Consider the following 14725-nt stretch of genomic DNA (forward strand, 5'->3'; position numbering starts at 1 on the left):
TCATGGGATCCGGTACCCCGCTCCCTTGACGGTCTCCACGACGGGCGGGTCGGCGAGTTTGCGGCGCAGCTTGAGGACCGTGAGGCGGACGGCCCCGGTGAACGGGTCGGCGTGCTCGTCCCACACCTTTTCGAGGAGCTGCTCGGACGAGACGGCGGCGCCGTCGGCGCGGAGCAGTTCGGCGAGGACGGCGAACTCCTTCTTCGCGAGGGGGACGTAACGTCCGTCCCGGAACACCTCGCGGCGCGCCGGGTCGAGGGTGATGCCGGCGCGGCGCAGCGTCGGCGGCGCGGCGGGACGGCAGCGGCGGCCGAGGGCGAGGACGCGGGCGGCCAGTTCGGGGAACGCGAACGGTTTGGTGAGGTAGTCGTCGGCGCCGAGCCCGAGGCCGCCGACGCGGTCGGTGATCTCGGCGGCGGCGGTGAGCATCAGGACGCGCGCCGAGGTCTCGCCCCGCACCATCTCCCGGCAGACGTCGTCGCCGTGGACGAGGGGAAGGTCGCGGTCCAGGACGACGACGTCGTAGTCGTTGACGCAGACGCGTTCCAGGGCGGCGGCCCCGTCGTGGGCGAGATCGACGGCGTGGGCCTCGTCCCTCAGCCATTCGGCGATCGCGCCTGCGAGCAGCCGCTCGTCCTCCACCACCAGCACCCGCATGATGCTCCCTCCGCCTTCCCCGACCGGTGAGAGTGTGCCCGGCGCGGTGTTTCGTTTCCGTTAGTGATCCGGGTCGCCGGAGCGGAAACGCGGGGGAAACGTCCGGCCGGGTTGCATCGCCTTCCGTCCGGCCGGAACCGCTCCGGCCGCGAAGACGAGGGGACGACATGATGCGTCTGCGGATGTTCGCGATGGTGCCGCTGGCCCTGGCCCTGACAATGTCCGGCTGCGGCTCGGGCGACGGTGACGGCGACGGGTCGGGGGTGGCCTCGGCGGGCGGGGGGAAGCAGGGCGCCGCGGCCGGGGACGGCGAGAAGCGGAGCCGCGAGGAGATGGGCGTCAAGTTCGCCCAGTGCATGCGCGAGCACGGCGTGGACATGGAGGACCCGAAGCCCGGCCAGGGCATCCGGCTCAAGCACAAGGGCGACAAGGTGGTCATGGACAAGGCCATGACCGCGTGCCGGAAGTACGACCCGCAGGCGAACGCCACCGGCGCGCCGGATCCCGAGCAGCAGGAGCGCGGCCGCAAGTTCGCCGAGTGCATGCGCCGGAACGGCGTGGAGAAGTTCCCGGACCCCAAGCCGGGCCAGCGCGGCATCATGATCGACAAGAGGACGGTCGGCGACGACCCGGACCTGGAGCCCGCGCAGCGCAAGTGCCAGGACGTCCTGCAGGGCGGCGGGAAGTGACCGGCGATGTCACCGTGGCACCCGCGCCGGTGAAGGAGCCGAAGCGTCCGCCCCGCGGGCGCCCGCGCCTGAAGGTCGCCCTGGCCGCCGGCGCCCTGGTCGCGGTGGGCGGCGTCGCGACCGCCGCGGCTCTCGGCGGCGAGGACCCGGATGGCCGGACGGCGACGGACCTGCCGCCGGCCACCACGAAGGTGACCAGGCAGACGCTCAAGGACACCCTGACCGAGGACGGACAGCTCGGCTACGGCCCGGCTCACACCGCGACGAGCCAGGCGAAGGGGACGCTGACGAAGCTCCCCGAGAGCGGCGACGAGATCACCCGGGGCCATGAGCTGTACGAGGTGGACGGCGACCCGGTCGTGCTGATGTACGGGTCCAAGCCGTCCTACCGGCCGCTGACGATCGGCACCGAGGGGTCCGACGTGAAGCGGTTCGAGACGAATCTCGGCAAGCTCGGTTACGGCGGCTTCACCGTGGACGGCGAGTACACCGCGGACACGGCCGCCGCCGTCATGGAATGGCAGGACGACATCGGCGTGGCGGAGACGGGGACCGTGGAACCCGGGCGGGTCGCGTTCGCGTCCGGGCCCGTCCTGGTGGACGGCGTCCACGCGAACGCGGGCGAGCCGGCGGCGCCCGGCAAGAAGATCCTCGACTACACCGGCACCACCAAGGCCGTGACCGTGGAACTGGACACCGCCGACCAGCGGATGGCCGAGAAGGGGGCCGAGGTCCAGGTGACCCTGCCGGAGAACAAGACCGTCACCGCGAAGATCGACGAGGTCACGACGGTGATCGAACCCGGGGAACAGGGCCAGGATCCGTCGACGAAGGTGGAGGTGACCATCTGGCTCGACTCCGGCGAGGCGAAGAAGGCCGCCGCCGAGTACACGCTCGCCTCGGTCGATGTCGCGTTCACCGCCGGGAGGCGCGAGAAGGTCCTGGCGGTGCCGGTCTCCGCGCTGGTCGCGCTGCGGGAGGGCGGCTTCGGTGTGGAGGTCGTCAAGGGCGCCGCCTCGTCGTACGTCCCCGTCGAAACCGGCCTGTTCGCGGACGGCAGGGTGGAGATATCCGGGCCGGGGATCGCCGAGGGCACGGTCGTGGGGGTACCGAAATGATCACACTGCGGGACGTGGCGAAGCTGTACCCCGGCGGTGTCCGCGCCCTCGACGGCGTGTCGCTGCACATAGGCGCGGGGGAGCTGGTCGCCATCGCCGGCCCGTCCGGCTCGGGGAAGTCGACCATGCTCAACGTCCTCGGCACGCTGGACCGCCCGACCTCGGGCAGCGTCCACATCGACGGGCACGACGTGGGGCGCCTGGCCGACAACCGGCTTTCGGCGCTGCGGGCGAGCCGCATCGGCTTCGTCTTCCAGCATTTCCATCTCGCCGCGGGCACCCCGGCGATCGACGACGTGGCGGACGGCCTCCTGTACTCGGGGCTTCGTGCGGTGGTGCGGCGCCGGCGCGCCGCGGCGGCGCTGGAGCGGGTCGGCCTCGGCCACCGGATGGACCATCTGCCGCACGAGCTGTCCGGCGGCGAGCGGCAGCGCGTCGCGATCGCGCGTGCGGTGGCAGGCGAGCCGGCGCTGCTGCTGGCCGACGAGCCGACCGGCGCGCTCGACTCGGCGTCGGGGGACGGGGTGATGGCGGTGCTGCGCGAGCTGCACGCCGCCGGCACCACCGTCGTGATCATCACGCATGACCGGGAGATCGCGGAGGGGCTGCCCCGCCGGGTCCGGATGCGCGACGGCCTCGTGGTGGACGACTCCGCGACGGGCGCCGGGTTCGCAGAGCCGTCCACCACGAGGGCGGCGCGGTGACGGCCCCGGTGGCGCGGTCCGCGCCGCGGCCGGCGCGGATGTGGCCGGGGGACGTGGTCAGGGTCGGCGCGGTCGGGTTGCGCACCCGCCCGATGCGGGCGTTCCTGTCGGCGCTCGGTATCGCGATCGGGATCGCGGCGATGGTCGCGGTCGTCGGCGTGTCCTCGTCGTCCCGCGCCGACCTCGACCGGGCGCTCGCCGCGCTGGGCACGGACCTGCTGACGGTCTCTCCCGGCAGCACGCTTACCGGTGAGGAGGCGCAGCTACCCCCGGAGTCGGAGGCGATGGTGGCGCGGATCGCCCCGGTGCGGGAGGTGTCGGCGACCGCCCTGCTGGACGAGGCGAAGGTGTACCGGACGAACAAGGTCCCGGAGACCGAGACGAAGGGGATCGCCGCCTACGCCGCCCGCACCGACCTGCGGGCCGCCACGGGCGCCGAGCTCCGCAGCGGCGTCTGGCTGAACGCCGCGACCGGGGCGTTCCCGGCGACGGTGCTCGGCGCGACCGCCGCGGAGCGGCTCGGCATCGGCCACGCGGCCCCGGACGTGCGGGTGCTCATCGGCGGCCGGTGGTTCACCGTCATCGGCATCCTCGAACCGGCGCCGCTCGCGCCCGAGCTGGACACCGCCGCGCTCGTCGGCTGGCCGGCGGCGCAGGACCGGCTGGGCTTCGACGGGCATCCTACGACGATCTACACCCGTTCGCAGGAGGCGAGCGTCGAGGACGTCCGGGACGTGCTGGGCGCGACGGCGAACCCGCAGGCGCCGAACGAGGTGGAGGTGTCGCGCCCCTCGGACGCGCTGGCGGCGAAGAAGGCCGCCGGTGAGGCGTTCACCGGGCTGCTGCTCGGGCTCGGCGCCGTCGCGCTGCTCGTCGGCGGTGTCGGGGTGGCCAACACGATGGTCATCTCGGTGCTGGAGCGCCGTTCGGAGATCGGCCTGCGCCGGTCCCTCGGCGCGACCCGCGGCCAGATCCGCACGCAGTTCCTCGCCGAGTCACTGCTGCTGTCGACGCTCGGCGGCGCCGGCGGCGCGCTCATCGGGGCGATCGTCACGGGCGTCTACGCCCTCTACCAGGGCTGGCCGGTCGTCATCCCGGCCTGGGCGGTGGGGGGCGGTGTGGCGGCGACCCTGGTGATCGGCGCGGTGGCCGGACTCTACCCGGCGGTCCGGGCGTCCCGTCTCAGCCCCACCGAGGCGCTGGCGGCGACGTGACGCCCGGACCGGCCGGGCCGCTGATCAGGCGAGCAGCTCCCGCAGTTCGCGGACGGCGTCGCGGAGCCGGTCCGCGAACGTCTGCATCGCGTCCGCCACCGGGCGCGGGGTGCTGAGGTAGGCGTTGAAGCGGTCGGGGAGCAGCACGTAGGCGACGCCGACACACTGCTCGCTGGTCGACCCGAAACCGAAGTACCGGATGTTGACGGACGGCGCCGAGCTGGTGCTCAGGTAGTCGTCACGCATCGTGACCCAGCCGGGCGATTCGAACAGGGGGAGCGGACCGGTGACGCCCAGCTCGGCGCCGCGCCGCTTCTGGATCAGTTGCAGCTCCCACAGGTGCTGCTCGGGGGCCTGGCCGGACTGGCACTCCTTCGCGCGCCTGACGTGCGCGTCGGCGGCGGCGCGGAACGCGTCCCGGCGCGCCGCGGCGCCGGCGGCGGGGTCGTCCATGAGTTCCACGAAGCGCAGCACCTCGGGGGTGACGACGCGCATCGCCTCGGTGCGTCCGTGCCGGTACTGGCGGGTCGCGATCGACTCGTAGGTGGCGCCGGTGAGGCCCTTCGCGCGCTTGTGCGCGAGCTGGTAGGCCATCTGGACGAACGCGTCCGGGGACATCCTCAGCCGCTTGATCGCATCGGTGCCGAAGTCGTCGAACGACACGGTGGAGGTGGCCGTCGCGGCGCCGTACGCGGCGAACGACGACGCGGCGTCCTGGATGTCGCGCCGCAGGTCGTCGTCCAGGACGAACTCGATGGCCTCGGTGACAGGCAGGCCCTGCGGCACCGCGCCCGACCGCCGGGAGAGCTCCTCGGGGGAGGCGCCCAGCACCGCGTCGACGAAGCTGAGGATCGTCGTGCCGTCGAGCCCGCAGTGCTCGACGTTGATGCCCGCGGTGCCGTCGCCGAAGACGACGAAGGACACGGCCTTGTCGAACCAGCGGTTGCCGCTGTCGCCGTGGAGCAGATGGTCGCAGGCGTCGAGGGTGTTCCTGGGGGCGAAGTTCTCCAGGCAGACGCAGAAAAGCGCCGTCTCCACATCGTCGAGCGCCTTCGCGTTGGCGGGGTCGAGCGCGAGGAGCGCCCGGCGGCTCTCGGCCCATTCGGCGCGGGCCTTGGTGGTGAGGTGGCCGGTGGACGGCTCCGGGGCCGCCTCGGCCTTCATGACGGCGTCCAGCCCCGCGGTCAGCTCGTCCAGCGTGTGGGGACGTCCGTCCGGGCCGAGCACGTCCATCCGGAACATGTTGCCGCGGAAGAACACCACGATGTGGCGGGCCTGCGACGGCCCCGGCCAGTCCTCCGTGTAGGGGGCGCGGACGGTGTCCTGCTCGGTGCCGGGGATGCGCGTCGTGGAGAACAGGAACCTGTTCTGCTCCATCGTCAGCGGCCGCCCGCGCTGCAGGACGGGAGGGACGGCCTCGTCGTCGAGCCGCAGCTTGTAGTCCAGCGCACCGGCGATGAGCCCGGCCGCCCGGTCCGCCTGCCCCTCGTCCGACTCCTTGAAGAGGAAGAAGAAGTTCGCGTTCAACGCGATCCGGTCACGCCGGCCGAGGTAGCGGTACGGCCAGAAGGTGTCGAGCCAGCTGTGCACGCCCTCGGCGGCGTCGTAGCGTTCGAGTGCCGCCTGCAGCGCGCGGCCCGCGCCGTCAGGCCGGGCGAACTCGGCCACCGCGGACTCGGTCCGCGCCCGCTCGTCCTCGGTCAGCAGCGGCCCGCACCACTCCATGAACCGTTCGCAGGTCGCGTCGAGCGTCGGCAGCGGCACCCGCGGCAGACGCGCCTCGTTGCCGAAGGTGCGGGTCGAGAGTTCTTCGCTGGCGTTCATTCGATCCTCGTGTAGTCAGTGCTCAGTCGCGGGCTTGGAGATGTGGAGTTGCGCGTAGAACCAGCCGTCGGACTCCAGGCCGCGCGGGTCGACGCCGATGCCCGCGAGCCGGTCCAGGACGAGCGACTGCTCCTCGGGCGTCGCGAACCGCCGCTGCCTGAACAGGCCGTCGCGGCGGACGGTCTCGTATCCGGCGGCGGCGAGCGTCTCGGCGATCGGGTCGAACGGGAACATCCGCAGGACGAAGTGCGCCATCCACGGCCTGCGTCCGTCCTGGGCCTCGATGACCCGGGAAATGGTGCGCTCGGTGACGTATCCGAGACAGCCCGTGGAGATGACCAGGTCCGTACGGGCGAGCTGTGCGCGCTGTTCGTCGGTCGGCTCGCCGTTCTCCAGATCGGCGTGGACGGCACCGTCCAGGAATCCGGCTTCGAGGGCGTAGGAAAGGGCCTGTTCCGAGGCGTCCAGGCCAAGGAAGCGCAGGCTGTTCTCTGGTTCACCGGAACGGATCAGCTCCCGATCGCGGGACAGCAGCGTCGCGCGCGTGCCCCGGTGGGCGTCGCGGCCGCTGTAGCGATCGTACAGCTCGTCCATGGTGGCGCCGTATTTCACCAGTGCCGCGTTGATGCCGTAGGAGCAGCCGATGTCCAGAACGGTCGGGGACGGCACTCCGCGCGTCTCCCGGTAATCGGCGATGAACCGGCGGAAATGCGGTTTGGCCAGTTCCGGGATGTTGTAGTCGAGTTCGCGGAGTGTGGTGAAGTAGGCGCGGGGGTCGGGCCGCGTGTAGATGTGGTCGAGCGAGATCTTGCCCGTCGTGTCGACGCGCACGGAGAACCTCCCTAGTGAGCACTTTCCATCCTCGGTGGCCTGCAACGGTCACGGCCTCTCGGGGACGGGCCGGGTGGAAAACGCTCAGTCCAGCAGCCGGTCGACCCGGACGGCGCGTCCCTCCGCCGCCAGGTGCTCGGGCAGGACGCGGCCGAAGAGCTGCTTCGTGCGCGCGACGCTGCCGATGACCCCCGGGCGCTCGCTGTAGGCGAAGATCGCCGTGTGCCGCGCCGTGTCCCCGTTGACGGTCCCCACCCGGTGCAGCGAGTACCTCCCCTTGAAGAGCTGCAGGTCGCCGGGGCGCAGCGTCAGCCGGCGGACGAGGTCCCCGCCGTGTCCGGTCAGCACCCGGCGGACGGCATCGAAGTTCTCCGCCTCCGCCGACCTGATGTTCGGGCAGTACTCGAAGACGCCCCCGTCCTCCGCTTCCCGGGTCAGCAGGCTCACGGTGAACTCGTTGGTGTCGAAATGCCAGGGGTGCTCCATCCCGGGGTTGACGACGTTGAGGCACAGCCCCGACAGCGGGTCGGCGAGTTCGTGCACGCGCGGCAGCCCGAAGCAGGCGGCCACGAACCGCTGGAAGAGCCCGCTCGAATAGAGCCGGTGGATGATGAGATCGGCGGGGATGTGGTCGCGGGCGACGAACGCGTTGCCCCGCTCGATCGTGATGCGGCCCGGATGATCCTCCGGCAACGGGCTGCCGACATCGATGTTGTAGGCGTTGACCGTTTCGACGTCGTAATGGGCGCGCGGTGCGATCGTCGCGCATTCCGCGCTCAGTTCGTCCTGCAATGACGGGCGAATGAAGTCGGGCAGGACGCAGCACCCCGATTCCGCCAGTGCGGCGCGGGTGCGGGAAACGACGGAGTCCCATCCGGCGCCGTCCGGCTCGGTCAGCGGATAGCGCCTCGTATCGATCACCCGGCCGAGAGCCTCCGCTGCGCCCATGAAGATCCTTCCAGTCCGGCGAACCCCAGATGGGTTTAGCACAACTCTTCCGGCAATTCAGGCCCTGCTTTTCGGGTCTGCTTTGTCAGAAGACGATAAGCCGGGCCCGTGACCTGTGCCTTCGAACGGTCCCGGGCTCGCCCGCCCGGCGTGTCCGGTGTGTTCCATATCACCCGCCCCACGGCCAGGGACGTGACGCCCGGCCCGACCTTCCGCGAACCTTGCGGCACACGGCGGCGTCACCGTCCTGCAGGCATGATCGACGAAACACGGGGAGGCGGGCCGAGGCGCAGATGGATGATCCGCGACACGGGTAAGGGTGTGACGACAGAAGGGACGGAGGGGCGGCCGTGCAGACTTTCCTGCCGTATGCGGACTTCGCCGCCACGGCGCGCGTTCTCGACCGGCGCAGGCTCGGCAAGCAGCGGGTCGAGGCGATCCAGGTGCTGCGCGCGCTGACCGTGCCCGGATACGGCTGGCGGCACCATCCGGCGGCGCTGATGTGGAGAGGGTACGAGGAGGCGCTCGTCCGCTACGGACTGGAGATCTGCCGCCGCTGGTGCGACCTCGGGCACGGCGACACCTGCGCGGGGACACTGACGGCCGATCTGGCCGGGGCGACGGGCGTGCGGCACCCGCGGGACCAGGAACGGCTCTCCCGCGCCGGGGAACTGCCGCCCTGGCTGGGCGACCCGGCCTTCCACCTCAGCCACCGCTCGGCCCTCGTCCGCAAGGATCCCGGCTTCTACGGCGCCCTCTTCCCGGACACCCCGGACGATCTTCCGTATGTATGGCCCGCCTCCGACCGGGGATCACGTACGGAACGCGCAGGCGGGTAGCGCATACCGTGGACCGGGACGAGGCATGGGGAGCGGACGGTGTAGGGCGGCGGATCGATGCTGAGAGAACTGGTGGCGGCGAGCCACATGATGTCCATGGAGCAGCTGCCGGACGCCGTCGCCCGGCACGCCGCAGACGCCGGCCTGCACGACGTGGTGATCTACGTCGCGGACCTGCAGCAGACGGTCCTGAGGCTCCTGACCGGGGGTGGGGACGGCGCCGGGCGCGACCCCGGCCCCGAGGTCGCGGAGTACAAGATCGAGGGCACCCTGGCCGGGCGGGCGTTCAAGACCGTGGCACCCGTCACGGGCCACGCGTTCGACGACGGGACCATCCAGCGGTGGGTGCCGATCCTCAACGGTGCCGAGCGGATCGGGGTGATCCGGGTCACCATCAGGCGGGACGACGAGCGGGCCGAGGACGACGCCGAATACCTGGCCGGGCTGGTCGCGCTCATCATCGTCAGCAAGGGGCCGTACAGCGACTCCTTCGCCCGGCTGGTGCGGACCCGGCCCATGGCGGTGTCGGCCGAGATGCAGTGGCGGCTGATGCCCCCGATGACGTTCGCCAACGACCAGGTGGTCGTCGGCGCGACCCTGGAACCGGCCTACCAGCTGGGCGGCGACGCCTTCGACTACGCGCTGGCGGCCGGCACCGCCTTCCTCGCCGTCTTCGACGCCATGGGGCACGACACGGCGGCGGGGCTGACGTCCAATCTCGCCGTCGCCGCCTGCCGCAACAGCCGCCTGCAGGGCGCGGACCTCATCGAGACGGGTCAGGCGATCGAGGACGTGCTGGCCGAACAGGACGGCGGGCGGTTCGTGACGGCCGCCCTGGCGGAACTCGACCTCCGGACGGGGATTCTGTCGTGGGCCCTGTACGGGCATCCCGCGCCGGTCGTCCTCCGGCGGGGACGCTGGGTGACGACGCTGGAGTGCCCGCCGGGTACCCCGCTCGGCACCGGCCTCGGCATCGTTCCCAAGCCGTGCGGTGTGCAACTCGAACCGGGTGACCGGGTCCTGTTCTACACCGACGGCATCGTGGAGGCCCGCGACCCGAACAAACAGGAGTTCGGCCTCCGCCGTTTCGTCGACTTCATCATCAAGCACGAGGCCGACGGCCTGCCCGTGCCCGAGACGCTGCGGCGGCTCATCCGCAACATCCTCGATCATCACGCCGGCCGGCTGGACGACGACGCCACCGTCCTGCTCCTCGAATGGCACGGGCCGCCCGAGACGCCCGCGGACGCTCCGGATCCGATGCGGCAGACCTGAGACCGCGCCGCCGGCCTGAGCCCTCCGCTAACCGAGCCCCAGGGCGTCCATCAGCATCGGGTACGCCTCGTGCAGGTCGCGCTCCCAGTACGGCCAGTCGTGCTGCCCGTCGAAGAACCGGGTGGTGACGGGGATGCCGCGGTCGCGGAGCCGGCCGGCGAACGCGTGCGCGTGCTCGTTGGCGGCCGCCTCGACCGGGTCGGTGAACGGCAGCCCGCCGAGCGACCCCGCCTCGCCGTTGCCGCTGGCCACCCACAGCCGGACGCCACGCAGCCGCTCCGCGAGATCGGTGGGGTTGTGCGCGTGCCAGATCGCGGCCTGGTCGTCGGGGTCGCCCCAGACGCGCCGCCAGTCGGTGCCGGGGCATGCCAGTGCCGGCCCCCAGCCGGTCGAGTTCTCACCCGGCTCGTGGCCGTGCAGCGTGTGCAGGTATCCGCTGAATGCCGCCGCGGCCTTGAACATGCCGGGGAAGCGGGCCGCGTACAGCATGGCGCCGAGACCCCCCATGGAGTTCCCGGCGATCACCCGCCGCTTTCCGGCATGGTAGTCGCGTTCGAGAATCCGCCGGAGTTCGGCCATGTGGAACGTCTCCCATTGCGGGGAGCCGCCGTTCCCGTAATTCCACCAGTCGGAGTAGTTGCCGCAGCGTCCGCCGTTCGGCATGACGACGATGACGCCGGTGCGGACGGTCAGCCGGGCGACGTCGGTGTCGCGTGTCCAGGCTTTGTAGCCGTCCGCTCCGCCGTGCAGCAGCCACAGGGTGGGCCAGGTGCGGCGGGCGTTCTTGGACCAGCCGCGCGGCAGGAGGAGCCGGACCTTCTCGCGGCGGTCCATGGCGGGTGAGTCGACGGTCAGGTCCACGGTGCGGGACGCGACGGCCGTTTCGGCGACGACCTCGGCGCCGGTGCCCGCCACGGCTGTGGAGCGGTCCACAAGGATGGACGGGACGAGCGGCAGGAGCAGGGCGAAGGCCGCCGGCCATGCGGCGGCGGTGATGCTGCGAAGCAATGCGAGGCCTTTCGGAAACGCCGGTCGGGTTGTGCTGGCCTTCGAAAAGGGGGGAGTGCCGCCGTGCGGCTGATGATGCGGATCCGGGTTTTGTGAACGCCCGGGCCGCCGTCGGGCCGAATGGCCCGGTGATGATCGTGCTCGGCGGTAAGTGGATGGGTGAGCGTCGCTACTTACTCGGAGTAGGTTCCCGTCGCACGGTCCCCCGAAGCGTCATTTGAAAAGCGTATAAAATGCATTCCGGGTCGCGGTGGAAGCCGGCGCCGGGCGCCCGCGAAGGGCACCCGGCGCGAACCCGTGGGAACCGTGCGAACCCGGGCGTGCGAACTCGGCGAACTCAGCGAACTCCGCCGTGCGCCATCGGATCGGGGGCGGGTCCGTTCACGTACCGGACGGCCCACCGGAGCAGCCGGCGGCCCACCCCGTAAAGGATCATCGCGACACCCGCGAGCGGCAGCACGAGCAGGATGATCTGCAGCCCCGACGTGATCAGTTCGAGCGGGCCCGCCCCGTTCGCGGCGTCGTAGAGGAGCCGGCGGATCATCCCCCAGTCCTTGACGACCAGGCCGGGGACTTGGCTGATGATGAGGCCGATCTGGAACACCAGCACCGGGATGACGGTCAGCACCCAGACCGTGACGAAGACCTGCGGCCAGCGCTTGAGGTCGCGCAGCCGCGCGTCCGCCGGGCGCCGCAGCAGCGTGCGGCGCAGGATCGGCCCGATGTACTTGAACAGGTCGGGGATGCCGATCAGGTCCGACATGATGTAGTACCCGTCGAACCGCAGCGTCGGCAGCAACTGCTGGACCATCTGGAGATTGACGTACAGCACGGTGACGAGCAGCGGCAGGAAACCCGTCTGCAGGTACGCCAGCGTCAGCCCGATGATGAAGATGCCGTTGAAGTACACGCCGGCGAGGTCGGCGCGGAGCCGGCCGCCGCGTCCCAGCCTGTACGACTCGGTGATGTCGGTGTAGAACGCCGGCCACACGAGGTAGATGCCGCAGCCCATGACGCCCGGCCGGACGCCGCCGTACCGGCAGGCCGAGGCGTGCCCGATCTCGTGGAACGCGCACGACGCGATCCCGAGCCCGAGGACCAGCAGGATGCTGACCGGGTTGAGGATCGTGAACGACAGCGCGCCCGTCAGCAGGTTCGAGGTCACCAGCCAGCCCTCGCTCACCAGGAACCCGGCGACGGCGGCCACCATCACCACGGGCCGGAACAGCCACGCGAAAAGGCCGCCGATGAACCAGGTGAAGGACTCGGGGAACACCGCGACCTTCCACCTCAGTGCCAGGAACGGATCGGCCTTGACGTCGGGCGGCGGCGGTGTGCCGTCGCTGTAGGTGGTGACGCCGAGCGGGGCGAGCTTGCGGTCGACGAGGTAGACGATCTGCTCGGCGGTCAGCCGCGCGCCCGCCTGCTCGCTGACGGTGGCGGCGACCCGGTCGAGCGCCCGCGCGACGTCGGTGCCCGCGAGGTCGCGGTGCTCGTACAGGGCCTTGGCGACGAGGAACAACAGGGGCGGCAGCCGCACGAGCTGCCTGTTCGGCAGGCAGATGAGCTGGGGCGGCTCGCGGTAGCCGGAGTTCTTGAACTCGCCGACGAGTTCGGCCCCGTCGACCAGTGCGGGCAGCGTGAGGAGGGCCGGGGGCTCGCCCCCGCCCCGGGTCTCCGGCGTCGTTGGCGTGTCCATCAGTCAGAGTGGACGACGGTGGCGGGAGTGCAGGTCAGCGTGGAGTACGGCGCCTGCGCCAGCAGGCCCGTCCCGAGCAGCCCGGTGGTTCCGGGCGAGTGGCTCGCCGTGCAGGCGTACATGACGACGGTGGTGCCGTCGTCGCCCCCGCGCAGCGCCGACAGCGCCAGCCGCCGCGGTAGGACCTCGCCCTGGAGCCGGTCGAGGTCGGAGTAGCTGAGTTCTTGAGGGTCGTTGAGACTCATGTGACCGCTTTCGCGCGTTCGGGAAGAAGGGGGAAGGGCTGGCGGGAGAACGCCAGCCCTTCCGGTACGGGCCGAAGCCCGCAGTTACGTCGGCGCCACTCAGTGGTCGCTGTGGATCGCCGTGCCCGGCAGGCAGCTGTGGTCCACGTTCGGGTTCTGCGACGCGAGGCCCAGCGCCGACAGGAGACCGGCGTTCTGGTTGTCGACCTTGCTCACGCAGGACTGCTGGACGATGGTGGTGCCGTCGTCGTCGCCGCCACCGCCGTGGCCGTGGCCGCCGCCGAGGTTGAGGTTGGTGTTCTCGTTCTCGTTGTCGTCTTCGCCGCCGCCGACGAGAAGGGTGGACAGCACGGCGCGCTCCGGCAGGATCTCGCCGACCAGCTCGTCCAGCTCGGTGTAGGTGAAGGACTTCATGTGGTTCCTTTTCTTCCTTGTCACGCCCGGTTCTCAAGGTGGATACCGGATGTCCCTGCCTCACCGCGGGGTCGCAGTGAGGTAGCTCTACGTATAGCAGATGTCACTGAACGTGGCCAAGCCTGAGTGATCAATGGCTGCGTCAAGGCCGTCCATCGTGCGCGTTGACGCGGCCCGGGAACCCTGGACGCCGACCGTGTCCTGACGGTTCGGGACGTCCGGGCGGGTATGCGAGCCGGCATGGAATTCGGATACACGCTGCTCTGCGAGCAGACACCGCCCAAGCAGCTCGTCGCCGACCTGGTGGAGGCCGAGGAGGCGGGCTTCGGCTACTCGGTCATCTCCGACCACTACTTCCCGTGGCTGGAGGACCAGGGCCACTCCGCCTACGCCTGGTCGGTGCTGGGCGCCCTCGCCCAGGCCACCCACCGCATCCCGCTGATGACGCAGGTGACCTGCCCGATCATGCGCTACCACCCGGCCGTGGTGGCGCAGAAGGCCGCCACGATGGGCGTCCTGTCGGACGGGCGGTTCACGCTCGGGCTCGGCTCCGGCGAGAACCTCAACGAGCACGTCGTCGGGCGCGGCTGGCCGTCGGTGGACGTCCGGCACGAGATGTTCGAGGAGGCCGTCGAGATCATCCGGGCACTGCTCGGCGGCGGCCACGTCAACTACCGGGGCCGGCACTTCAGCGTCGACGCCGCGAAGGTGTACGACCTGCCGGACCGGCCCGTCCCCCTCGGGATCGCCGGCTACGGACCGCGTGCCGGGCGGCTGGCGGCCCGGCACGCCGACCTGCTGATCTCCGACCAGCCCGTCCGGGACGTCGTCGACCTGTTCCGGAAAGAGGGCGGCGCGGGCAGACCCGTCTACGGGCAGGTCCCCGTCTCCTACGGCACCGACCCCGACGAGTGCATGGAGCGGGCGCACCGCATCTGGAGGTTCTCGGCACCGGGGTGGAAGGTGATGGCCGAGCTCCCGGGGCCCGTGAACTTCGAGGCCGCGACGCGGACGGTCCGTCCCGAGGACGTCGCCGAGTCCGTCCCGTGCGGCGACGACGTGGACGACTACGTCGAGGCCGTCCAGAAGTTCGCGGACGCGGGCTTCACCCACATCGCGCTCTGCCAGTCCGGGGCCGAGCACCAGAAGGACTTCCGCACCTGGGCGGAGTCCGACCTCCTCCCGGCCCTCCGCGAACGCTTCGGATGATCAGCGATTTGCGTGGGAGCGAACCTTTTCTTCCAATAAGGTTGCGAAACG

The 14725-nt window shown here is 71.0% G+C and carries 15 protein-coding genes; 7 read left to right on the plus strand and 8 right to left on the minus strand.

Going from position 1 to position 14725, the window contains the following annotated elements:
* Positions 1-657 (minus strand): response regulator transcription factor, encoded by a 657-nt coding sequence (locus tag ACGFK0_RS06375; protein ID WP_392901033.1) that lies wholly within the window; start codon positions 655-657, stop codon positions 1-3.
* A 167-nt stretch (positions 658-824) separates the two neighbouring features.
* Here ACGFK0_RS06375 and ACGFK0_RS06380 point away from each other — a divergent pair, with 167 nt between their 5' ends.
* From ACGFK0_RS06380 to ACGFK0_RS06395, 4 genes are read left to right on the plus strand one after another with little or no spacing between them, the layout of a single operon-like run.
* Positions 825-1346 (plus strand): hypothetical protein, encoded by a 522-nt coding sequence (locus ACGFK0_RS06380; protein ID WP_392901035.1) that lies wholly within the window; start codon positions 825-827, stop codon positions 1344-1346.
* Complete coding sequence (locus ACGFK0_RS06385; RefSeq protein WP_392901037.1) at positions 1343-2464, plus strand: peptidoglycan-binding protein; 1122 nt, start codon at positions 1343-1345, stop codon at positions 2462-2464. The genes ACGFK0_RS06380 and ACGFK0_RS06385 overlap by 4 nt, the downstream gene beginning before the upstream one ends.
* 14 nt (positions 2465-2478) lie before the next feature.
* Positions 2479-3168: an ABC transporter ATP-binding protein gene (locus ACGFK0_RS06390; RefSeq protein ID WP_392901039.1), complete on the plus strand. Its 690-nt coding sequence runs from the start codon at positions 2479-2481 to the stop codon at positions 3166-3168.
* 38 nt (positions 3169-3206) lie between these two features.
* On the plus strand, positions 3207-4382 hold the full coding sequence (locus ACGFK0_RS06395; RefSeq protein WP_392901445.1) for an ABC transporter permease: 1176 nt from the start codon (positions 3207-3209) through the stop codon (positions 4380-4382).
* 24 nt (positions 4383-4406) lie between these two features.
* Here the strand turns inward: ACGFK0_RS06395 and ACGFK0_RS06400 are convergent, their stop codons facing one another.
* From ACGFK0_RS06400 to ACGFK0_RS06410, 3 genes are all read right to left on the minus strand, one after another.
* Positions 4407-6206 (minus strand): choline/carnitine O-acyltransferase, encoded by a 1800-nt coding sequence (locus tag ACGFK0_RS06400; protein ID WP_392901041.1) that lies wholly within the window; start codon positions 6204-6206, stop codon positions 4407-4409.
* Between the two features lie 15 nt (positions 6207-6221).
* Positions 6222-7037 carry a class I SAM-dependent methyltransferase gene (locus tag ACGFK0_RS06405; RefSeq protein WP_392901043.1) on the minus strand — a complete coding sequence of 272 codons (816 nt, stop codon included), beginning with the start codon at positions 7035-7037 and terminating at the stop codon, positions 6222-6224.
* Between the two features lie 84 nt (positions 7038-7121).
* A complete protein-coding gene (locus ACGFK0_RS06410) occupies positions 7122-7985 on the minus strand; it encodes an arpA protein (RefSeq protein WP_392901045.1) in 864 nt (287 codons plus the stop codon).
* Between the two features lie 350 nt (positions 7986-8335).
* Here ACGFK0_RS06410 and ACGFK0_RS06415 point away from each other — a divergent pair, with 350 nt between their 5' ends.
* A complete protein-coding gene (locus ACGFK0_RS06415) occupies positions 8336-8824 on the plus strand; it encodes an MSMEG_6728 family protein (RefSeq protein WP_392901047.1) in 489 nt (162 codons plus the stop codon).
* Between the two features lie 57 nt (positions 8825-8881).
* Complete coding sequence (locus ACGFK0_RS06420; RefSeq protein ID WP_392901049.1) at positions 8882-10099, plus strand: PP2C family protein-serine/threonine phosphatase; 1218 nt, start codon at positions 8882-8884, stop codon at positions 10097-10099.
* Between the two features lie 27 nt (positions 10100-10126).
* Here the strand turns inward: ACGFK0_RS06420 and ACGFK0_RS06425 are convergent, their stop codons facing one another.
* From ACGFK0_RS06425 to ACGFK0_RS06440, 4 genes are all read right to left on the minus strand, one after another.
* Complete coding sequence (locus tag ACGFK0_RS06425) at positions 10127-11107, minus strand: alpha/beta hydrolase (protein WP_392901051.1); 981 nt, start codon at positions 11105-11107, stop codon at positions 10127-10129.
* Between the two features lie 337 nt (positions 11108-11444).
* Positions 11445-12806 carry a hypothetical protein gene (locus ACGFK0_RS06430; protein WP_392901053.1) on the minus strand — a complete coding sequence of 454 codons (1362 nt, stop codon included), beginning with the start codon at positions 12804-12806 and terminating at the stop codon, positions 11445-11447.
* A complete protein-coding gene (locus ACGFK0_RS06435; protein WP_392901055.1) occupies positions 12806-13051 on the minus strand; it encodes a hypothetical protein in 246 nt (81 codons plus the stop codon). Before ACGFK0_RS06435 ends, ACGFK0_RS06430 begins: the two co-directional genes overlap by 1 nt.
* A gap of 99 nt (positions 13052-13150) precedes the next feature.
* A complete protein-coding gene (locus tag ACGFK0_RS06440) occupies positions 13151-13489 on the minus strand; it encodes a hypothetical protein (protein ID WP_392901057.1) in 339 nt (112 codons plus the stop codon).
* A gap of 216 nt (positions 13490-13705) precedes the next feature.
* On the opposite strand from ACGFK0_RS06440, the gene ACGFK0_RS06445 reads away from it, so the two are divergent.
* Positions 13706-14674 (plus strand): TIGR03557 family F420-dependent LLM class oxidoreductase, encoded by a 969-nt coding sequence (locus ACGFK0_RS06445; RefSeq protein ID WP_392901059.1) that lies wholly within the window; start codon positions 13706-13708, stop codon positions 14672-14674.
* The last annotated feature ends 51 nt before the right edge of the window (positions 14675-14725 follow it).

The organism is Spirillospora sp. NPDC048823, assembly GCF_043198445.1.
GTDB lineage: Bacteria > Actinomycetota > Actinomycetes > Streptosporangiales > Streptosporangiaceae > Spirillospora.